The following is a 21,361-nucleotide window of genomic DNA, read 5'->3' on the forward strand; positions in this document are numbered from 1 at the left end:
CAGCGGGTCCATGACGCAATTGAAGATGGCGGACCGCCGACACTGGGCGACATGCTAGGTCAGGGTGAGGTGCCATATCGGGCGTCGTGAGACAGGATCGGCGTCATCAGCCGGCCAGAAGCGAAGGACCAACCAGCGATGTACACCAGGATCGCCGTCTTTGACCCGCTCCCGGTGTATCGCCAAGGCGTGGTGGCCATCCTGGGCGACGGCGGCTTCGAGGCGGACACTCCGGCGGACCTGCTTACCTGGCTGCGCGCCGAGGAACGTCGACTCGTGGTACTGGCGCTCGTTTCCCCCCAGGATTGGGATCTGCTCACCGAGATACGTCGGGCACGCCCGGCCTCCGACGTGCTGGCGTTGCTCGACGAGCCCAACGTCGATGGATACCTGCGCGCGCTGTCCGCCGGCGCGATCGGCGCGGTGCCGCGGAATGCGCCACTCAGGCTGGTGCGGAATGCCTTCGATGCGGCGGTGCACGGCCGTAGCGTGCTGCCGGTCGAGGTGGTGCGAGCGCTGTCCGCGGGCGCGGCCGCCACGGCGCCACCAGCTGGGCAGCCGTCGCCACGGGAGTTGGACTGGTTGCGCGAACTCGCCCAGGGCGTGACCATCGCCCGACTGGCCGAGCAGGTCGGCTACTCAGAGCGAATGATGTTCCGATTACTGCGTTCGACCTATGGCAAGCTGAACGCGGCGACCCGCACCGAGGCCCTCATGACGGCCCGCGCCCGAGGCCTTCTCTAGGCAACCGTTGGCCTGCCATCGGCCATCGTCGGGTCAGGGCATGCATGTCAGCTCCTTGGATGCGATCACCGTGTGCTTATCCCGAGTGTTGGGCTCGGACACGTTAACCCCCACTAGAGTCATCCCATCGAGGGACGGCTGTGGTGGGGTTACCTGTTTCTGCAGTTCGATCGGTTCCAGGCTGAGGCTGTCCAGGCCGCAGGCGATGATCATGCCCTGGGTTCGGAGATGGGCGAGTAGGTCGTCGGCGCCGGCCAGGATTGGCAGCTCGCCGGAGTAGCTCGTGCGGTAGAGCACGGTGTCGATGATCCGCCGTTCGGCCCAGTACACGTTCCGCACGGTGGTCGTGTGGGCGGGCGCTGGTGCGGCCGTGGCGGCAGCGGTAGCCGGCCCGGCCGTGGAGCCAGTGGGCTTCGAGACGTCGCCCGCAGACCGCGCAGATCACCAGCCCGGTCGGCAGGTAGGTGCGGACGACCTCACCGGTCGGGGCAGGGGTCGCGGCGATCCGCTGAGCGGCCAGGAAGTCGGCCTCGCTGACCAGTGCGGGGTGAGCGAACTGTTGGGAGATCACCCATTCAGCAGTCAGCGAGCAGCAGTGCGAGGCGCGCCCGCCGTCTGACCAGGGGTGCTGAGCCGTTGTTTCAGTACAGACCACCCCATTTCCTCCCCACGTGCCAGGCGGGCGATAGGGTTTGCCTGCATCGAAGGCGCTGGCGAAGGGATCTTGGATGTTCCTGCTTCGTGGATCGGTTGCGGACCTGACACATAAGGTCGCAGCGGGCGGTCTGGTTCCTCATCTGACGGAGCAGTTTCGATTCCAGTTCGGGTATAACCCCACGCCTTCGGAGGTTCGCAGCTGGGAGCGGAGCATCCCGCCACTGCTAGGTCAGCTGACCGACGCCGGCCTCGAGGCGGTGGAGGTACTGGTTGAGTACCGGCTGCCGCTGTCCTCAAAAAGAGCGGATGTAGTCCTGCTCGGCCAACACCCTCGTGGCGGACCATCATGTGTGGTGGTCGAAAACAAGCAGTGGAGTCGCCTGCAGCTGGTGGACATCGAGCATCGGCTGGTGGAGGTAAGCGGAGCGGGTGAGCAGGAGCGCCTTCACCCGCAAGAGCAGGTGCGCCGCTACGTTGAGTACCTGGCAGACTTTAACCGGTTCCTAGGCGGTCATCCCGGTTCACTTTCGGGCTGCGTGTACATGCACAACGCCACCTCAGGCAACATCGCCGGCCTGCGCCATCCGGACGTGGCTGACCTGAGCCTCTATCCGGCTTTCGCGGCAGACGAGGTCGCGACGATGCGGTCGTTCTTCGCACAACGCCTCACCTCGGCTCCCGGGGCCCAGGTCGCCGACGATTTCCTTACGTCCGTAATCGCCCCGTCGAAGCAGCTCTTGCCACTGGTGGCGCAGGAGATTACCGCCAGTTCCCAGTTCACGCTGCTCGATGAGCAGCAGGTCGCCTACGAAGTCGTACTCCGCGCGGTGGAGCACGCGAAGCGCTCCGACGCGAAGGAAGCCGTTGTCATTACCGGAGGACCAGGCACCGGCAAGAGCGTGATCGCCGTGGCGCTCCTAGGTGAACTCGCCAAACGTGGCCACACCGTCTGTCACGCCACCGGAAGCAGGTCGTTCACCACCACGTTGCAACGCGTGGTCGGGCGACGCGTCCGGCGAGTGAAGGATGTCTTCCGCTACTCCAACGTCTTCATGAATGCCGAGCGCAACGGCCTGGATGTACTCATCGTGGACGAAGCGCACCGGATCCGTGAGGTGTCCACCAATCGGTTCAACAAGGCCAAGAATCCGGACGGCACACCACAGGCAGACGAGTTGGTACGCGCCGCCAGGGTCCCGGTCTTCCTCATCGATGAGCACCAAGGCGTTCGGCCAAATGAGATCGGGACAGTGGCCAGGATCGAGGAGGCCTGTGCACGAAACGGCACCTCCGCGCGGCGGGTGAACTTGGACGCACAGTTCCGCTGCGGCGGATCGGAGGTCTACGTGCGCTGGGTTGAGGAATTACTCGGCCTGCGGCCCGGTGGCCCGAGGCCATGGCCCGGCGATGACACGTTCCAGCTGTCGCTCGCTGATTCACCAGCACTGATGGAGGAGGAACTCGGCAACAAGATCAAAGGCGGGTATGGAGCGCGGATCACAGCAGGGTTCTGCTGGCCGTGGAGCAACCCGCGCCCTGACGGCACGCTGGTGGAGGACGTCGTCGTCGGTTCTTGGACCCGTCCATGGAACTCACGGGCTGACAAAGAGTTGAACGGCATTCCCCCGTCCGCGCTGTGGGCGACGGAGAAGGCAGGGTTCGACCAGGTGGGCTGCATCTACACCGCACAAGGCTTCGAGTACGACTACGGCGGGGTCATCCTCGGCGGAGACCTGGTCTGGCGTACGGATCATTGGGAACCTCGGCCCGCCGCCAGTCGTGACCGCGACCTGCGTAACGCGAACAACTTCAATGACCTTGTCCGCAACACCTACAAGGTGCTGCTCACCCGGAGCCTGCTCGGTTGCATTCTGTACTCCGTTGACGAGGAGACCCGGCACATGCTCGCCGAGCTCGGTCTCCCGTCCCTGCAGGCAGCAACCCATGAGTAGCGGCCAGGAACGCTCGGGGGATAGCTTGCGCGACTTGGGCGATCTCTTACGTTCTTTTGCTCAAGCTCGGGACTGGGAGAAGTACCACACCCCGAAGAACCTGGCGATGGCGCTGGCTGGAGAGACAGGGGAACTAGTTGCCTGCTTCCAGTGGATGACAGCCACCGAATCGGTCCACGCTATGCAAGATCCCGTCAACGCCACCGACATCGAATCAGAAATGGCAGATGTGCTCCAATATCTGATCCGGCTAGCAGACGTCCTCAACATCGACCTAGCCGAAGCAGTCCGGAAGAAAGTGCAGCTGAACGAGAAGCGGTTTCCCCCTCCGCCTTCTTCCCGCCTTAGCCACTAGTCCGCGGGTCTCTGAGGTGCTGGCGCTATCTGCGTCCCAGTCGCGTCCTCAGCCGGTAGTCGGTGTCGGTGACATGCATGGGGCACCGATCTGGGTGACTAACTGAGTGACGACCAAGGCGTACAACCTCGGACAACCGTGGACTCCCGCGGACCGTTTGCGCTGGTCAGCTCAGGCCTCGACCCCGGGCCAGGGATTCAAGATCGTTCCTTGACACGGAAGGGGTCGCGATGCCCGGCCTCGTGCTGGATCCGTGTCAGATGGGTCGGCCATCGGCTTCTACCTCGGCCGCTCCGATTCGCTCCCGTCTCCTTTGGCAATCGGCGATACGTTCGAGGGCGCGACATCCTTGCGAAGCATGGTGATCAGGATCGAGATCCTGACCGCCACCGCTGGCGGCGACGCCATGTCGATCGAATGCGCGCCAGTTCGGCGCCGGGACGGTCAGGGCCTTGTGAACCATGGCGGCGCAGTCGTAGCAACCGGGCAGTGTCGAAGTCGGTGAATCTGCGCACGCGTACTCAGGTGTCCTCATCGCTTAGGTTGTAGGTTGCCAGCCTAGGAACGGGGGACGGTATGGAAACGCAGGTGGACCCGGCGATTTTGGACAACGCCGCGAGTCAGTGCGCCGGCCTGGCCAGGCGCCTGCATCAGGCAGTGGCGGAGGTCGAGCCGGAAAGCCGGACGGCGATCGGCGGTCTGCCCGGTGGTTTTCGGCTGCGGTCCGCGTTGGACAAGGTCCTCGCGTCCCGTCTCGACGAGTTCGGCAAGTTTGAGCGTTACCTCGACCAGGTCGGCGAGGCGCTGAGCGCTACCGCGAAGGACTACCGGCGCAGTGATGCCGTCAGCGCCGACCGGTTCGCGTTCCTTCGAGAGGGCTGACGTCTGTGGTTACTCTGCCGGAGCTGCGCGACGGCCGGTTCGACGCCCTGGACGCCGCCGCCGACGCCTGGATCGTCTTCGGTAGACAAGCGGAGGATCTCTCCGGCGATACCTCCGCCGATCTCATCGGGCCGCTGAGGGCGTCTCCGTGGGCTGGCCCGGCCGCCGACGCCGCCTACACGCTCCTCGACAAGATCGACGACGAGTTCGAGGTCGCGGCCATGCAGGTCCGCACCGTCGGGTCGCTGCTCGGCGGCGCCGCCGATGAACTACGCGGCCTGCAGCGCCAACTTCAGGCGCTGCTCAGCTCGGCCCGCGCCCAGGACTTCACCGTCGGCGACGACGGCAGCGTCACCCCGCCTCGACAGACGTACGCGGAGATCCACGACCCCGACTCCGCCCAGATCGTGCAGCAGCGGATGAGCGTGGCCCGCGACTATGCCCAGCAGGTCGGCGACATTCTCACCCGGGCGACCGAGGTCGACAGCCGCTGCGCACGAGCCCTCGGCGATTTGATCACCAACGTGTACGGCCAAGAGGCGTACGAGTATGGCGACGCAACCGATGACGCCCGAGCCGCCGCCGAAGCCCTCGGGCTGACCGAGGCATCGATCCCCGCGGCCGGTACCGACCCGAGGCAGGTCAACGCCTGGTGGAAGACCCTGACACCCGAGCAGCGGCAGCTCTACCTCACCGCGTACCCGGAAAGGTTCGGTGCTCTGGACGGCATGCCGTCCACCGACCGTGACTATGCCAACCAGCTCGCGCTGCGCGGCTACGTCGGCGACAACGTCAACAATCGCCTCGACCACGGCAACGCCCAGCACGACCGGGCGCTGAAGCTGCTCGACAAGCTGGAACGCTCCGAACAAGGCCCGGACGGCAAACGGCTCTACCTGCTCACCATCGACCCGGTCGGTGACGGCAAAGCCGCCGTCGCGGTCGGCAACCCGGACACCGCCGACTACTCGGCCGTGCTCGTACCCGGCGTCGGCACCGAGCTGGACGGCATCGGCGGCCTGATCGGCCGGGCCAGCGACATTCAGAGCAAGGCCGCGTCGATGGACCCCACCAGCCAGGTGTCGGTCATCGGCTGGCTCGGCTACGACACCCCGTCGCTCGATGAGGACATCGTCACCGCTACCGCCGGCGGCAAGTCCCGCGCCGGCGCGGTCGCGCTGGACGGGTTCGTCAACGGTCTGCACGCCAGCCACGACGGCCCGGCGCACATCACCGCGATCGGGCACAGCTACGGCAGCACCGTGCTCGGCGAAGCCGCCAGCCACGGCGACGGCCTGGCCGTCGCCGACATGGTCGCGTTGGGCAGCCCCGGCATGCGCGTCGACAACGCCGCACAGTTCACCCTGCCCACCGATCACGTCTGGGCCGGCGCCGCGGTCGACGACAACTTCGTCGCCCGCCCAGAGAACACAGCCAGCAAGATCCCGTTGATCGGTGACTGGATCGGCGAGAATGCGAACCAGAACATCCACGGCCCCGGCCCGCACTACCCCGGGTTCGGCGGCAATGTGCTGCACATCGACACCCGCGGCCACTCCGGATACTGGGACGCGAACTCGATCAGCTTGAAGAGCCAGGCCGCGATCGTGCTCGGAGATTACGAACTCGCACCACTGACGTCCGGGAAGGCACCCTCATGAGACGCCGCGCGGGGGTCGTCCTCGTCACCGCCCTGCTGCTGGCCGCGACCGCCTGCAGCTCCAACGACGACCAGCCCGGCGGCACGGAGGCACCGTTGCAGACCAAGAAGAAGGCCGACGTGGAGGCGCTCGCGCGCCAGCAGTTCGAGAGCGTCGCCCAGCTCGCCGGCGGTGAGCTGATCGGCTGGGAAGCGCGAACCGCCGCCTGCCAGGGAAAGAACGGCGAGTTGGCCGACGACGGCCGATGGAACCTGACCGCGTTCGCCACGGTGAAACTCCCGGCGGACAAGCATGTCGCTGCGCTGCGTGCCGTCCACGACACCTGGGTGGGGCAGAAGTGGGAGATCGTCGACTATCGCACCCTGTCCGACGGCGTGCGCGGCACCCTGTCCGGACGGGACCCGGCATCGGGTAACAGCATCTCCGTGGACAGCAGCAGGCCGCCCGTACAGCTCTCGCTCAACCTCGGCAGCGCCTGCTACCAGCCAGCGCCAGGTGAGGACCCAGCCAACAGCTGACGGATCACCGTGCGGGATGGACGCCGATCGCGTTGCGAGTCCCACCCGTACTCGCATCGGGAGCCGACCCGGTTCACGCGCCGAACCGCGCGAATAGGGTTCGGACACGTTAAACCCTACGCAGGTCATTCATGTTCTACGTGGTGCCTCGTGGGGTTCGTGCATTTCCTTTCGGAACACCCACATACCGTACGCCGACGGCCGACGGTGCGACTGCACCGGCCCTGCAACCGCCTCCATCGGTACAACAACGAACTCTTCTCGCTCTCCCGGCCCGCCGGTTCCTATACCTTGTACTTGCCAGCCGGTTCGCTTGCCTCCTCTGTCTCCGTTCCTTCGACGACCGTGGCCGAGGGTTCGGCGGTGTGTTCCTGCACCCAGCCGCGTCCAGGGAAGCGCTACGAAGTACGCGAGCCTCACTCAAGGCACGCCCGGCGGTGCCGACCAGCGTCCATACGTGTCCTCGTCCTCTCCGATTGCTGCCGTGCGGTCCTCTAGGCTGCGGTGTCATGGGCGCGAAGACGGCTTTATTGGCTTTCACGGATGGTGACCTCCGGCCGGCGTTACTCGGCGCGACCCGGTCCACACCGGCGGAGGCCGAGGCCTTGGTCCGCACTATCCACCCCGGGCACGAGGTGACACCGGCCGAGGATGGGTTCCTGGCCGAACTGTCCTACCCACCCGACAACCTCACGTATGCCACGGTGCTGGCCGGCGCCGAGATCCTGTCCGACAACCGGCTCGTCCTCGACCGGCCGTCGCAACTTCCGGAACACCTCGTAAAGCTCGGCACGGGCCGGCGCATCGTCATGCACGGCATGCACTCCACCGTCGATTGGCTCTGCTTCGCGATGTGGGAGAACGGGAACCTGATCCGCTCGCTGAGCCTCTCTCCCGACGGCGGCATCGCGGAGAACATCGGTGAGCCGTTCGCCTTCGAGCGCCCCTTCTGGGCCGGCGAACACTCGGTCGAACCGAACCCGGACTGGGAGGACGAGGAACCGTACCCACTGCCGTTCCACCCGCTGGAACTGGGCGAGGAGGCGCTGCGCGCGCTATTCGGCTTCGTCCTGGAGGACTACCCTCACCCTGACGACATCAACGCCGACGCCGTCCACCTGCACGGCTTCCTCGTCAGAGAGCAGTTCGGAAGAGACTGACAAAGCCTGCAAGCATCTCCTTGAGGAGACTCTCGGTCGCAGGTCGCACACCAGTCCCCCTGGCCGCGATCACCATTCGGGCGCGTTACCCCTGGCGAGTGCTCGGCAAACGAAAATCACGGTGCGCAAGCCAGTTCCCCGGTCGGACACGTTAAACCCCATACAGATCACTCACGTTTCTTGGGAGATCTGGTGGGGTTTTCTGCTGCGTGGCGCCGCTTGGCCATTCGGCTCCTGCGCGTCGCGGGGCGCCGGAGCGGCCGCCGCGCGACCGGTGTCGGGGTCTCGGCCTCGCTGATCGCCGGCTCCGCGGGCGCTGGCACAGCGGCTGCGGTCTGAGCGGCGCCGTGGTCGGCCGCGGCGACGGGTGCGTCCACCTGTATGCCGGCCGTGTCCTCGATCGTGAGAGTGCCGCGACCGCAGACGACCACCATGTCCCGCGTCGTCAGATACGCCGCCAAGTCGTCGGCGTCATCCAGCTCCGCGAGAGCTTCGTGGGTGGCGGTCAGGTCTTCCACGAGGCGTGCCTCGGCCCAGTACACCCAGCGCGGTGCGTCCTCGGATGCGGGGTGGGCGCTGGTGTGTCCGTGGCGGCAGCGGTAGCCGGGACGGCCGTTCACCCAGTGTCCGGCCAGCCGTCTGCCGCAGGTCCCGCAGACCAGCAGGCCGGTCAGCGCGTACCTGCGTGCCTGTCCGTCTTCGGGTGTCGCGCGGGCGGTGATCTCCTGCGCCGTGGTGAAGTCCTGGTCGCTGACCAGCGCGGGGTGGGTCTGGTCGGGGCAGATCACCCACTCGTCGCGGGGGTTCCAGATCCGTACCGGGCCGAGGCTGCTGCGTTTGTCTCCGGGTACCGCCTCGCGGTGGTCGGTGAACTGCCGGTTCCACACCTGCCTTCCGGTGTATCGGGGGTTCGCGAGGATCGCCGCGACCGTCCGTAGGGTCCACACGGCCCGCGGCCGGTGCGGGTTGCGGACCCGGTCGTAGACACCCGGCGACGGAACCCGCCGCTCATTGAGGCCGCGGGCGATCCCGGCCGCACTCATGCCGTCCAGGCGGCGGGCGAAGATCCACCGCACGTGTGGTGCGGTCACCGGATCCACCTCGAGGCGATGCCGGCGCCGGCCCCAGCTCGCGTGCATCTTGTTCAGGTGCGGGCCGGCGTCGACGAGTTGGTAGCCGTAGGGTGGGCGGCCGCCCTGATGGTGTCCCTGCTCGCGGACCTGGGCCGCCATCGCCGCCCGGACCCGGAACCGGGCCCGTAGTACCTCCCGCTGCGACTGGTGACCCAGCATCATCAACAGCGCCCGGTGATCCGGGTCGGTGAGATCGACCGGGCCGTCGGTCTCGGGGAGCCACACCTGCACGCCGTAGCCCTGCAACGTGTCGATGATCCGGCGGGCCTCACCACCGGCGAACGCCCGTTCGAACTCGCCCACCACCACCGCATCAAACCCGCGGTCCGGCTCCGCTGCCGCGGCGAGCAGGGCTGCCGCCTGCCGGCGTTTGCGCCACGGCATGCTTCGCGACGCGCCGGTGTCGAAGAACTCTGTCACGATCCGGCCCCGGCCCGCGGTCACCCGCTGCGCTGATTCGATCTGCCACGCCCGTGACGACACCGGATCCTGATACTCGCTGGTCGAGATCCGTCCGTAGAAGGCGAACCTGACACCGCCCGCACCTGGGCGTACTGACCGGCCTCGGGCCCGCGGCGCTGGGGACGCGGACAGCCAGGCGTCGAACGAATTCGGTGGGGGAGTGGATGGAGTGGAGGCGTGTGCAGGCATCGCCGATCACCTCACCGAAGAGGAAACGAGCCACTGCTATATCGATAGCAGGCCCGACCCGGGGCGGTCTGCAACGACCTCGGCGGCGTTCACCCCCACGACGCTCCCGGGATCCCAAGAACCACCCGGTAAGGCGAAGAGCCCGAACTGGAGAACCCACTCGTGCCTCCCCGGTTGGCGAGGCCGGCGACACTGACATCGAGGGTGTTCGCACCGTCAAACCGGCACTGTCCTGTTTGGCGCACTGTCCTGTTGGCACACCGTGCCGCCGGTCAGTCGAGCAACCAGTTGTGCAGCTGCCGGCCGTACGGGCTCAGGGTGACGGCCAGCAGCACGACCCAGGCCGCGATGGCGGCGAGGCTGCCGAGGAGCACCTTGCGGTCGCCGACGCGCTGGGCATGCGCTACGGCCGCCACCCCGGATATCAGCCCCACGAGCGCGACCGGGAAGACCAGCATGGCCACCAGCCGGCAGATGCCGAACACCCAGGACAGCGGGTTCCACACCGAGTCCGGGAGGGCGACCTTCGGGTCGTCGAGCCGTTCCAGCCTCGGATCCAGCAGGGCCCCGAGATCGCCGGCTTGCACCACGGCGGCGAGCAGGGTGCCGAAACTGCCGACCAGGTAGGCGGTCAGCAGCCCCCACTGCGCCCACAGCACCACCCGGCCGCCCGGTGTGTCCTGTTGCTCCGGCACCTGCGTCATGGCGGGAACCTATCTCAGGACGGCAACCACCACTGACAAGGGCATGGCCGATCCGCTGACAACGACGGGCTCTGGCTCGCTTTTGGTGGACTCATCACGCATGGTGACGAGCCGGACAGCAATCCCGATCGCCTACGAGAACACTCGAACCGCAGCGGCTACGCTGACCCCAGCCGCATAACCCCGTGTCCAAGATCCGGGGGCAAGCCCCCAGGGGGCAACGCCCATTGATGTGCCCAGGCAGACTGGCGTTATGGACCGGACTGAGCTGCGTGCCTTGATGGCCGACTTCACCCAGTGGAGCCGGCAGGCCGCGGCCGTTCAGCGCCGGCATGCCGTCGTGCGGGAGGCTGCGGAGGCTGCCGAACGCCTCCTGGAGTCACGCGCCGTCCTCGTTCAGCACGCACGACGCAACGCTTGGCGGGTGGTGCCGCTGGAGCGCAAGCACAGCTCCGTCGTGCGGCCCCTGCGCGAACGCGCCGTCCTGCCGACGCTCACCCGCGGCGATCAGGCTCTGATCCGGCTGCTGGCGGTCGAGGTGCCCCGTGCGCGGGCCGACGTGAACGCCGCCGTGGGCCTGCGGCGCTATCTCGCCGGGCCGGGGAGGCGCCGGCGGGCCGAGGCGTCGGCCGCGTTCCTGCGCCGTCAGCATGACGTGTTCGCGGAAACGGGTTGGCCGCAGCGGCTCAAGGAGCTGGGCGAGCACACCCTCGACGACGACATCGGCGTCGAGGCGCTGGTCGATCCCATGCTCGGTGTCGTTCCCGAGGATCCGGCCCACAGCCCCGAGGTGATTCAACGGTCTGCGCTCGATGGCCTGTCCAAGGCGCTGGCCGCCATCGACAGGATCGTGCAGGCCGAGGCGGAGTACCGCGCCGCGGCCAGGGACGCCGCGATCACCGTGCGGCGGGTCGACACGATGCGCGTGCTGCGGGAGATGTCGACCGATGCGCTGAAGACAGCGACCCGTGACCGGCTCCGGCTCGGCGGCCTCGCCTCGGCCGGCATCCACACCGTCCAGCAGGTCCTGGCCAACGCCGCCACGCTGTCGACGATGCCGGGCGTCGGCGAGGTGTCGGCGCGACACATTCTCGGCGCGGCGCAGACGTTGCGGCACACGACCTTCGAGGAGACGCCGGTCCGCATCGACGTCATCCGGCGCAGCGCCGAGGAGACCGAACTGCTGCGCTGCCTCGCCGAATGGGACGCTCGCCGCCGCACCAGGGGCGCCGCCGCCGACCTCGAACGCGCGGCCGAACTGGCGCCGATCGTGGCGGGGCTCACCTTCTCCACATCGCATCTGCTGGTGGTTCCGCTGCGGGAGCTGCCGGTGAGCGAGCTGTGGGAGAGCATCAACGTTGTGCGGCACCGGGCCGAACAGTTGCGTCGCACCAAGCCGTCGGGCCACCGGACCCGCGACCCGTGGGAAGACTTCCTGGCCCGGCCGGCCGACTACTTCGCGATGCTCTCCGAACTCGGCTTCCTCACCGGCGACGAGGAGGCCACGCACGGCAATCTTCCCGACGACATCGTCAAGGCGGTGCGCGACCAGCCGCTCAACGGCGAACATCTGAAGGCATCGCTGCGCGGCTATCAGAGCTTCGCGGTGCGTTTCGCCCTCGTGCAACGCAAAGTAATCATTGGTGACGAGATGGGCCTCGGCAAGACGTTCGAGGCGATCGCCGTGCTGGCACACCTGCGCAGCCGGGGCGAGAACCGCTTCGTCGTGGTGTGCCCCGCGGCCGTCGTGACGAACTGGGTGCGCGAGGTGACGAGCAAGTCGACCCTCAGCGCCCACCGGGTGTACGGTGCCGACCGGGACCACGCGGCCAGCGTCTGGGAACGCGACGGCGGTGTCGCGGTCACCACGTTCGAGACGCTGGCCGCGTGGCAGCCCGGTCCCAACCTCGCCTGTGTCGTCGTCGACGAGGCGCACTACATCAAGAACCCGAACGCACAGCGTTCCGTGCGCACCGCCGCCATCGTCGAGCGCGCCGCCCGCGCAGTGCTGCTCACCGGCACACCGCTGGAGAACAAGGTGTCGGAGTTCCGTAGCCTCGCCTCCTACGTGCGGCCCGACCTGACGGTCGACAGCGACGGCGACGCACTGTCGGCGAAGGCGTTCCGCCGCCAGATCGCACCGGCGTACCTGCGGCGCAACCAGGAGGACGTGCTGTCCGAGCTGCCGGGGCTGGTGGAGGTCGACGAGTGGCTGTCTCTGTCGAAAGAGGACGCTACGGTCTATCGGGCGGCGGTCGACAGCGGAAACTTCATGGAGATGCGTCAGGCGGCGATGCGCCAGGGCGCGAAATCCGAGAAGTTGCGGCGGCTTGTCGAGCTCGTCCGCGAGGCGGAGGAAAACGAGCGGAAGGTCATTGTCTTCTCCTACTTCCGAAGCATTCTCGATCTGGTGACGGCGGCCCTGCCGGGACCGGTCTTCGGGCCGCTCACCGGCTCGGTCAGCTCCGACGAGCGACAGCAAATGGTGGACCAGTTCTCAGCGGCACAGCACGGAGCCACTCTCGTAGCGCAGATCGTGGCCGGCGGTGTCGGGCTCAACGTCCAGGCCGCATCGGTGGTCATCTTCTGCGAGCCACAGCTCAAGCCGACCATCGAGGCGCAGGCAATCGCGCGAGCGCACCGGATGGGTCAGGTGCGTTCGGTGCAGGTGCACCGGCTGCTGTCCGAGGAGAGTGTCGACCAACGCATCGTCGAACTGCTGGAGGCGAAGCGAAAACTGTTCGAGGACTTCGCCCGAGGCAGCGACATCGCCGACGCGGCGCCGGATGCGGTCGACCTGTCCGAGGCGCAGCTGGCCCGTGAGGTCGTCGCATCGGAACGGAAGCGGCTCCTGAGCTCCTGAACCGACGACCCAGCAGCGCCGACCTGGGCACCATGGGCTACCTCAACGGCCGGGAGACCGCGGTGACCCGAGCCGCCCGGCGGCTGGGCGTCCCGGCTCTTCTCCCGGCACGCCGAAATCAACGGGCTGCGCCACATTCGCAAACAGGGCTACACCCAGTAAATGTGCGCTGCATATGATGGCCGGTTTCGACTAGGACCTCGGCGAAGATGACAACTACGATCGGGAGCTCGGCTTCGAGGAGGGGGTCCGGCGGGAGCTGCGTCGCTTTCCCGACCTCACTGCCAACAACGTGTCAGCGCTTCGACAACAGGCGCAACATGACGCTGAGGCGACCCGAGCCGCGGTGGCCCGGTTTCACTGAGTGTGACACCCGCGGCGGAATGAGGAGTTCATCCGCCCAAGCACCGTGACGGCGCGGCGCTCGATTGCCCCGGTTGGGCGTCAACCTGTCGCCCAACCGCGCCGTGACGGCGGTATCCGCGAGGGCCGGTTCGACTGCCCCCGTTTACCCCTCGATAACCCGTTCGAAGCGTTGACAACGGACGGCAAACGATGATCACGCTGTGACGGCGTTTGTGCAGGTCAACGCCAAACCGCGACGACCACTGGCAAGCCGTGTGCCGTCGCGGCCGGTAACAAGGGGTCGCAGGTTCAAATCCTGTCAGCCCGACCAATCTGACCAGGGGATATGCCGATGAAGGCATATCCCCCGCGATCGTTTCGGAGCCATGTTGTCGCGTGGCTGTCGCAGCCGTGCACGAATCTTGCAACGGCGGTCAGGCTGCCTGGGCGTCGGCGGCGTCAAAGGCCGCGCAGGTGGCTCACACCGTCGTCGGCGGCTTCGCGGGTGAGGTGGCCGTAGAGGTTGATCGTGGTGGTCACGTTCTTGTGCCGCATCGTCTTGGAGAGCACGGCCAGCGGCACGGCATGGGACAAAGCGACGTGCTCTCGTGTCGCTAACCGAACTCCTGCGGTGCCGGGCCGCCAACGGTGAACCAAGATCATCGGTGTTCCCGCCGGGAACACCACATGATTGCTGCGGCCACAGAGGACTACACAAAGCTCCACAGTTGACGGTCCCATACCCGGACAGATAGCGTTTTCCCAGGTTAGCGGCAGTATCATCGTGGGGGTTCAAGTCTCGAACACGTTAACCCCCACCAGAGTCATCCCATCGAGGGACGGCTGTGGTGGGGGTTACTGTTCTTTCCAGGTCGATCGGTTCGAGGCTGAGGGTGTCCAGGCCGCAGACGATGACCTGGCCCTGGGCCCGAAGATGGGCGAGTAGGTCGTCGGCGCCGGCCAGGACTGGCAGCTCGCCGGAGTAGCCCAGGCGGTAGAGCATGGCGTCGATGATCCGCCGTTCGGCCCAGTACACGTTCCGCACGCGATGGTCGCCGGGTCGGACGCTGGCGCGGCCGTGGCGGCAACGGTAACCGGCCCGGCCGTGGACCCAGTGGGCTTCCAGGCGCCGTCCGCAAACCGCGCAGACCAGTAACCCGGTCAGCAGATACCTGCGGACGGCCCGCTCCTTCGGGGCCGGGACTGCGGTGACCTGTTGAACCGCGAGGAAGTCGGCCTCGTCGACCAGGGCCGGCTGCGCCGGCTGCTGCGAGATCACCCATTCGCTGCGCGGGTTCCAGGCCCGAGTCGGGCCGAGACTGGTGCGCTTGTCACCAGCGACCGTCTCGTTGTGGTCGGTACGCTGCCGGTTCCACACCTGCCGGCCGGTGTAGCGCGGGTTGGCGAGGATCTCTGCCAGGGTCCGTAACGTCCACGCTGTGCCGATCCGGTGCCTGTTCCGTGCGGGATCATGAGCGGCCGGTGACGGCACGTTCCGCTCATTGAGTGCCCGAGCGATACCCGCGGCACTGTCGCCGGCCAGCCTGCGGGCGAAGATCCACCGCACGTGCGGGGCCGTTACTGGCCCATCTAATTCCGGCAGCCACACCGTGTGGATTCCTCGCTTTACTCTTGATCCCCGTCCCGTTGGGCGGGAATTCTTGCTTGTAGGGCCTTGGGTAGTGGTGCCGCGGTCAGGGTGATGGTGGTGCCGTTGGTTTCGACGGTCCAGTTCTCGTGGTCGCCGACCAGGATCATGCCGTGCTGGCGCAGCACCTCGGCGGCGGTCCTCGCGGTGGTGTTCCGCAGCCGCGGGTGAGCCTGCAGGAGCTTCGGGTTGCACTGGAGCAGTTCGACGAGATGATCCTCTCGGCAATAGAGGATGTGCTGCGGAGCAGCGTCGGCAGGTCGGGAACTGGTGCGGCCGTGCCGGCAGCGGTAGCCGGCGCGGCCGTGTGTCCAGTGGGCGTCCAGGGCGCGCTCGCAGATGCCGCAGTAGACCAATCTGGTCAACGCGTAGGTGCGGATTGTGCCGTCGGTGGGAACCGGGGCGGTGTGGATGTGCTGGACAGCGACGAAGTCGGCCTCGCTGACCAGGGCCGGGTGAGCCGGCTCCGCGGAGATAGCCCACTGCGTCGCGAGATTCTCGCTGTGTCGAGCAATCCCGTCGAGGGTTCGAGGTCGTCGCGGTCGGTGCGTTGCCGGTTCCAGACCTGTCGGCCGGTGTACCGCGGGTTGGCCAGGATTGCCGCGACGGTGGTGAGCATCCATCCCGTGCCGCTGCGGTGCGGATTCCGCCTTTGATCCGCACGTGACGGGCAGGGCATCTGGCGCTCGTTCAGCTCCCGGGTGATCTTTGCGATGCTGCGGCCGGCGAGTCGCGGCGCGAAGATCCACTGGAGGGTCGCGGCGGTGACCGGTTCCGGGTCGAGGCGGTGCAGACGCCGTCCCCAGGCGGCGTCGGCGCGGTTCGCGTGCGGGCCCGCATCGACCAGCCGGTAGCCGTAGGGTGGTCGCCCGCCGAGGTGCCGGCCCTGCAGCTTGGTCTGGGCACGCATCGCCGCGATGACCCGGTACCGGGCCGTGGCGACCTCGCGTTGGGAGCGAACCCCGAGCAGATCGAGCAGCGCGAGTTGTCGAGGATGGTCGAAGTCGACCGGTCCGTAGGTCTCCGGCAGCCATAACGCGATGCTGTGGCGCCGGAGGACCGGCGTGAGCTGGTCGAGTTGCTGACCTTGGAAGGCTCGTTCGTACTCGCCGACCACGACCGCGTCGAAGGTGCGGCTGGCGGCGGTCATGTTGGCCAGCAGGCGCGCCGCGTGAGGGCGATCAGGCCAGGCAGTCCGCCGGGAGACACCGGCGTCGAAGTACTCGCAGACGATACGGCCGTGCCCGGCGATCAGATCGGTAGCTGCCGTGAGTTGCCAGTGCCGTGATGAGCCGTGGTCCTGGTGATCGTTGGTGGAAATACGGCCGTAGAACGCCAACCGCAGACTTCCGACCTCCGGGCGGAGACGTCGCGGGCCTGTCTTGCGTTGGCTTGCGGCCCAGGCGGCGAGCGAGCTGCTGTCGGTGGCGGACGGTAGGTGAACGGTCATGATGACCCCGCATCGACGGATGCGATCCGCCTACGGTCGACGCTAAGCCCGTTCTTCTCGTGCGACCGTGCAAGTCACCCGACCGGGGTCCAACGTCGCGAGACGAGGAGCAAGGGTCCGTTGCGTTGCGGGACCGGCAGACGCGCTGAGCTCGCCGGACACGTTCGTCAGACCGCGTTGGCCAGCTCGGTGAACGCTGCGGCGACCCGGAGTGCGGGTCGGACATCGGCTCCCAGTTCGTAGTGGCCGCGGCGCAGGTTCTGGACGTGATCACAGTTGGCGTGCGTAGTGCCCGGGTGAAGCGACGACAACCCGGTGGAGAACATCTACTGGCCCACCGGTACGGCACCCAACGGTTCCTACCAGGTGCGGGTGAACGTCTGGAGCTCCTGCGATGCGCCGGTGGACTGGCACCTGACCGTCCGGCGAAATGGGACTGTGATCGTGGATCAGGCCGGGCTCCGGCAGCTCGACGGCATACGCTTTCTGCCTGGGGTCATAGAACCCGCCAGCCACAATAGGGCCCGGCACCACCGGGCTGCTGACGAGCGAGAAACAAGGAAGCCGTGAAGCTCGCGGAGTTTTTCAAGCGCTTCTTCGGGCAGATGGGCGCGGTGTCGGACCTGGCCAGGTCCGACACGGTGGTTTCCCTAGTGCCGGTCGACGCGCAGTTTGTCACCGTAGGGCCCATCGCCGTACTGCCCGACGTCCGATCCTTCAATCGAGGCGAGCCCGGTTCCGTGTACGGCGTCGACCTGGGCTACCTGCCGGCCAAATATCAGCAGGAAATCGCCCTGCTGGTGCGCACCCATGATCGGCTGGCGGTCATCGAACGATCCGGACCGCGCTGGTCCTGCCCCATCAATCACATCACCGACCTCGACGGGCACCGCCGCGGGGGCTTCCTCGTGTTCACGTCCCGCCCCGAAGGACTCGCCGTCGGATCGCAGACCCCGGTCCAGATCCCGCCGGGCGCCTCGTTCCGAACCGTGCACGGCGTGACAGACCTGTTCCGCGGCTGGGACCAGGAGCTGACCCCGTTCGGCATCCGACGGCATTTTTGAAACGCGCATCGAGGGAATCTCGGTGCCGAGTTCCTAGCGTTCAAAGCCGACCCGGATATAGCAAGGTCACGGGACCGCCGGCTCTCTAGCCACGATCACCGTGTGCTAGTTCCGCGCCTCTCCGCGTCGGCCCTGTCGCTCGGCTACCAGATGCCGGGAGGCGACTGAACCGGTTTGGCGGATCCGCGACTCGAGGCTGCGCGGCATAGAGGTCTGTCGCTACTTTCACCCCGGGTGAGTCCACTTCGGATTCACTGTCACACGGGGGAGAGAAATGAGAAGACCCAGAAGTCTGGTCGCCGCACTGGCGTGCGCCGTCATCGCCTCGGTCGGCCTCACGGGCACGCCCGGCGCCGCCCGCGCCGAGGAACCCGCACCGGCCGCGCGTGACTTCGGCGCCGTCAGCTACCTCGGCCGCCCAGCCGTCGACAAGGCGGGCAACGTCAGCGTCGCACAGCCCAAGGCCCGCAGCGCGACGGCCGCCGATGCCGACAAGATCGCCGTCGAGACGAGACAGAAGTCGTTCCTGGACCCGACCACGGTGGCGGCGGCGACCGCGCCGCGCACCCCGCCCTCGTTCCCAGGCTCCGACGCCGACGAGTGCCTGTCCTCGCCGGGCGCCAACACGGCGATGGGTCGGGTACACAACCGGTTCATCTGGTGCCAGCGTTGGACGCTCAACGCGGTCCGCGGCACGGCCGGTCCGGGCGTGCCGGGCGGGATCAAACTGTCCGAGATGAACATGAACTACGACGCCGTGGCATACGGCCGCGACGACGGCCGCCGTGGCATGACCATCTTCTTCAAGTCGACCGGGCTCACCGTCATCCCGCGCAAGGGCTACATCCGGGAGAGCTCGATCCTCTACCAGAAGATCGACTGCACCGGCGACGCCGCCGCCGAACGCCCGTCGAGCGGGGTGGGCTGCGACTCGTCCGGCTCGTACATCGGCAAGCGCCTCGACGACTGGGACGACGCCTGGACCAGCTGGACGGTCTCCTCGGACGCCTCGGTGAGCCAGGCCGCCGACAGCGTCCTGCTGCACCAATGGCAGTTCCACGGCTACGTCGTCGACAGCTTCGGATACCGGCTGGCCGACGCGCTGGCGGAGAAGCACACCATCCGCTGCGACTCGGCGGGCATCTTCGGCAAACGCCGTAGCGCCGCCTGCATCAACGACGACGTGATCCCACACCTGCAATACTCCGCGGCGCCCGGGTCGAGCGTCGCCGAGGTGGCCACGCACATCGCCTGCGCGCAGGACATGTACTGCCTCACCTATCCGATCAAGAACACCGCCAAGACCATCCCGGGTAAGTTCGTCGACGGGCAACGCCTCGACACCTGGGCCCTGCACCGGGTCCGGTCGGCGAAGACGAACAGCCCGATCGCCGACGCCAACCGGGCCGTTGTCCGCGCCGCGTGCGCGAAGCTGCCGACCAGCGTCTACGACACGTCCCTCGGCCAGGAGTGCGACGAATACCCGTTCGCCTCCACCATGGAGGGCGCGGCCTGCTGCGATCCGCCGGACTTCGACTGGGACTACTCCATCAAGGGCGTGCTGAAGGCGGACAACGGCTGCGCCGGCAACGCCCTGAAGAAGTACTACCGCGACGACCGCATCCTCTACAAGCAGGACGGCTTCTTCGTACGGATCACCGACACGCCGTCCAGCGGCCCCGAGTACTGCGAGGCGATCCCGGAGGACGAGGACGAGCCGGACGCCGGCGGCGGTGGCGGCGGCGAGCCGGTCGAGGACCTGCCGCCGACGGTCGGCGCCGGACCGGACGTCCACGGCGACGAGGGCGGCCCGGTGGCGCTGAACGGTTCGGCCAGTGACCCGGAGTCGGGCACGCCGGACGTGCGGTGGAGCTTCCGGCCGGTCAGCGGCGTCGACGCGGGGGCGAGCTGCTCCTTCTCGGCGACCGCCTCGGCCGACACCGCGGTCACCTGTACCGACGACGGCGTCTTCGAGGTCACCCTGACCGGGTGGGACGGCGTCAACCCGGGCGTCAGCGACAGCGCCCTCGTCACGCTCGGCAACGTCAGGCCCGGATTCGGGGTCGGCCCGTTGGTCGCCACCGCGTCGGCGACGGCGGCCGCGGCCGCCGACGACCCGCCGGAGAACCCCGGCGTCGTCACCCCGGCGCCGTGGCAGGTGTTCCGCAAGGGCGACGAGGTGAAACTCGCCGTCTCCTACACGGAACCGGCCGAGAACGACACCCACACCTGCGTCACCGCCTGGGACGACGGCACCACCAGCACGTACGCCGGAGCCGACCTGACCTGCCGGGCCGCGCACACGTTCGACAGGGCCGGCATGTTCACCATCCGCACCACGGTGACCGACGACGACGGCGGCGCCGGCAGCGCCGACGTGATGGTGATCGTCTACGACCCGTACGGCGGCTGGGCCAACGTCGACGGCTCCTACGACTCGCCGGCGGGCGCCCTGACCGGGTCGCCAACGGTCGCGGGGGAGGGCTGGGCGCACCTGGCCGGCCACTACTACCCGCAGAACAACCCGAGCGTCCCGCAGGGCGCCGCCCGCAACTGGCTGCCGGTCGACCCGTACCGTTTCGACATCACCGGCAGCACTCTCGAGTGGCTGGTGGTGACCCCCGACGGCAAGATCGCGGCGAAGACCACCGGCACCCTCGCGGGCCGGTCCGAGCGGTACGGGATCGTCTTCTACGCCTACGAGAGCTGCACCGGCGCCACCCGCGCGGGCGCCTGCCAGAACGGACCGGACAGGGTACGCACGGTGGTGTGGCCGCTGTCCAAGGGCGCCTATCCCACCGGTGACGTCCTCTACGACAGCCGCGCCTCGGCCGGCTACGACGTCGACGTGGCGGAACCGCTGCCGATGCGCTCCGGGATGACACTGATCCAGTGGCCGTGACCCGGGCCTGATCACCGCCCGGCGCCGCCCTCACCGGGCGGCGCCGGGCTCCGCACCCTTCAGGAGTACCGATGCCAGACCTGATCGAACGCGTGGAGACCGAGGTCCTCGTCGACCACGGAACCTTCGACCTCATCGACGACAGCGGCGACCAGCACGCCGACCCGGACCCCGCACCCACCGCATGGCTGTTCGCCGGCCGCAACATGATCACCGTGGTGAGCGCGTCCACCCGCCACCACGTCGCGGCCCTCACCGTGGAGGCCTGGAACGCCGAGCCACCACCGGCACCCGGCTGGGCCGACCCCCGCGAGACCCCGGTGCTCCTCGACAGCGGCTTCCTGGAGATCAACCCGCTGGTCGACGGGGAGGACGCCGACGACATCACGGTCGGCGACGCCGGCGCCTACCGGGTCCGCGCGTACGTCACCGGGCGCACGGAACTGCTGGCCGCCGCCCCGCCGCCGGACGTCGAACTGCGCGGCGTCGAACGCTACCTACTCCAGATCTGGCCCGAATGAAGTGACCGGTGGTAGACCGCCACCCGGCGACGCAGGTACGCCATCGGACTGCACCGGTGGGCCGATGCGCGGGCCGTGGGGCGGTCCGCCGCTGCGAAGCGAGGCCCTCGGCGGCGGCTGAGGCACCCGGCCGATGTTGGTGGGTCGGCGG

At 67.7% G+C, this 21,361-nt stretch carries 18 protein-coding genes; 11 read left to right on the plus strand and 7 right to left on the minus strand.

Translation table 11 applies throughout. The annotated features are described in order from the left end of the window. Positions 1-138: 138 nt before the first annotated feature. The gene (locus tag ACIBSW_RS16775) at positions 139-744 is read left to right on the plus strand and encodes a DNA-binding response regulator (RefSeq protein WP_354725337.1); all 606 of its coding nucleotides are present in this window, start codon (positions 139-141) and stop codon (positions 742-744) included. 33 nt (positions 745-777) lie between these two features. Here the strand turns inward: ACIBSW_RS16775 and ACIBSW_RS16780 are convergent, their stop codons facing one another. Further along, positions 778-1,074 carry a hypothetical protein gene (locus tag ACIBSW_RS16780; protein WP_354725339.1) on the minus strand — a complete coding sequence of 99 codons (297 nt, stop codon included), beginning with the start codon at positions 1,072-1,074 and terminating at the stop codon, positions 778-780. A 398-nt stretch (positions 1,075-1,472) separates the two neighbouring features. Here ACIBSW_RS16780 and ACIBSW_RS16785 point away from each other — a divergent pair, with 398 nt between their 5' ends. From ACIBSW_RS16785 to ACIBSW_RS16810, 6 genes are all read left to right on the plus strand, one after another. Further along, positions 1,473-3,353, plus strand: coding sequence for a DNA/RNA helicase domain-containing protein (locus tag ACIBSW_RS16785; RefSeq protein ID WP_354725341.1), 1,881 nt, complete (start codon positions 1,473-1,475; stop codon positions 3,351-3,353). Beyond that, positions 3,346-3,708: a nucleotide pyrophosphohydrolase gene (locus ACIBSW_RS16790; RefSeq protein WP_354725343.1), complete on the plus strand. Its 363-nt coding sequence runs from the start codon at positions 3,346-3,348 to the stop codon at positions 3,706-3,708. The genes ACIBSW_RS16785 and ACIBSW_RS16790 overlap by 8 nt, the downstream gene beginning before the upstream one ends. Positions 3,709-4,284: 576 nt before the next feature. After that, positions 4,285-4,590 (plus strand): hypothetical protein, encoded by a 306-nt coding sequence (locus tag ACIBSW_RS16795; protein ID WP_354725345.1) that lies wholly within the window; start codon positions 4,285-4,287, stop codon positions 4,588-4,590. Positions 4,591-4,595: 5 nt separating this feature from the next. Further along, the gene (locus ACIBSW_RS16800; RefSeq protein ID WP_354725347.1) at positions 4,596-6,251 is read left to right on the plus strand and encodes an alpha/beta hydrolase; all 1,656 of its coding nucleotides are present in this window, start codon (positions 4,596-4,598) and stop codon (positions 6,249-6,251) included. After that, positions 6,248-6,769, plus strand: coding sequence for a hypothetical protein (locus ACIBSW_RS16805; protein WP_354725349.1), 522 nt, complete (start codon positions 6,248-6,250; stop codon positions 6,767-6,769). Before ACIBSW_RS16800 ends, ACIBSW_RS16805 begins: the two co-directional genes overlap by 4 nt. A 509-nt stretch (positions 6,770-7,278) precedes the next feature. After that, on the plus strand, positions 7,279-7,929 hold the full coding sequence (locus ACIBSW_RS16810; protein ID WP_354725351.1) for a DUF6928 family protein: 651 nt from the start codon (positions 7,279-7,281) through the stop codon (positions 7,927-7,929). Positions 7,930-8,096: 167 nt separating this feature from the next. On the opposite strand, the gene ACIBSW_RS16815 is transcribed toward ACIBSW_RS16810, so the two are convergent. Beyond that, entirely contained in the window at positions 8,097-9,713 is a 1,617-nt protein-coding gene (locus tag ACIBSW_RS16815; RefSeq protein ID WP_354725353.1) for a recombinase family protein, read from the minus strand. Positions 9,714-9,985: 272 nt separating this feature from the next. Further along, positions 9,986-10,417: a hypothetical protein gene (locus ACIBSW_RS16820; protein ID WP_354725355.1), complete on the minus strand. Its 432-nt coding sequence runs from the start codon at positions 10,415-10,417 to the stop codon at positions 9,986-9,988. 253 nt (positions 10,418-10,670) lie between these two features. Here ACIBSW_RS16820 and ACIBSW_RS16825 point away from each other — a divergent pair, with 253 nt between their 5' ends. Further along, complete coding sequence (locus ACIBSW_RS16825; RefSeq protein WP_354725357.1) at positions 10,671-13,280, plus strand: DEAD/DEAH box helicase; 2,610 nt, start codon at positions 10,671-10,673, stop codon at positions 13,278-13,280. An 804-nt stretch (positions 13,281-14,084) separates the two neighbouring features. Here ACIBSW_RS16825 and ACIBSW_RS16830 read toward each other — a convergent pair. From ACIBSW_RS16830 to ACIBSW_RS16845, 4 genes are all read right to left on the minus strand, one after another. After that, positions 14,085-14,219: a hypothetical protein gene (locus ACIBSW_RS16830; protein ID WP_260415182.1), complete on the minus strand. Its 135-nt coding sequence runs from the start codon at positions 14,217-14,219 to the stop codon at positions 14,085-14,087. Between the two features lie 214 nt (positions 14,220-14,433). After that, positions 14,434-15,234 (minus strand): recombinase family protein, encoded by an 801-nt coding sequence (locus ACIBSW_RS16835; RefSeq protein WP_354725359.1) that lies wholly within the window; start codon positions 15,232-15,234, stop codon positions 14,434-14,436. A gap of 17 nt (positions 15,235-15,251) precedes the next feature. Next, entirely contained in the window at positions 15,252-15,638 is a 387-nt protein-coding gene (locus tag ACIBSW_RS16840; RefSeq protein WP_354725361.1) for a hypothetical protein, read from the minus strand. Beyond that, complete coding sequence (locus tag ACIBSW_RS16845) at positions 15,635-16,612, minus strand: recombinase family protein (RefSeq protein WP_354725363.1); 978 nt, start codon at positions 16,610-16,612, stop codon at positions 15,635-15,637. Before ACIBSW_RS16845 ends, ACIBSW_RS16840 begins: the two co-directional genes overlap by 4 nt. 677 nt (positions 16,613-17,289) lie before the next feature. Between ACIBSW_RS16845 and ACIBSW_RS16850 the strand changes: the two genes are divergently transcribed. From ACIBSW_RS16850 to ACIBSW_RS16860, 3 genes are all read left to right on the plus strand, one after another. Then, on the plus strand, positions 17,290-17,787 hold the full coding sequence (locus ACIBSW_RS16850) for a hypothetical protein (protein WP_354725365.1): 498 nt from the start codon (positions 17,290-17,292) through the stop codon (positions 17,785-17,787). A 274-nt stretch (positions 17,788-18,061) separates the two neighbouring features. Then, entirely contained in the window at positions 18,062-20,689 is a 2,628-nt protein-coding gene (locus ACIBSW_RS16855) for a PKD domain-containing protein (RefSeq protein WP_354725367.1), read from the plus strand. 71 nt (positions 20,690-20,760) lie between these two features. Continuing rightward, positions 20,761-21,210: a hypothetical protein gene (locus tag ACIBSW_RS16860; protein ID WP_354730152.1), complete on the plus strand. Its 450-nt coding sequence runs from the start codon at positions 20,761-20,763 to the stop codon at positions 21,208-21,210. The last annotated feature ends 151 nt before the right edge of the window (positions 21,211-21,361 follow it).

Origin of the sequence: Actinoplanes sp. NPDC049668 (assembly GCF_044465445.1) — a bacterium.
Taxonomy (GTDB): Bacteria; Actinomycetota; Actinomycetes; order Mycobacteriales; family Micromonosporaceae; genus Actinoplanes.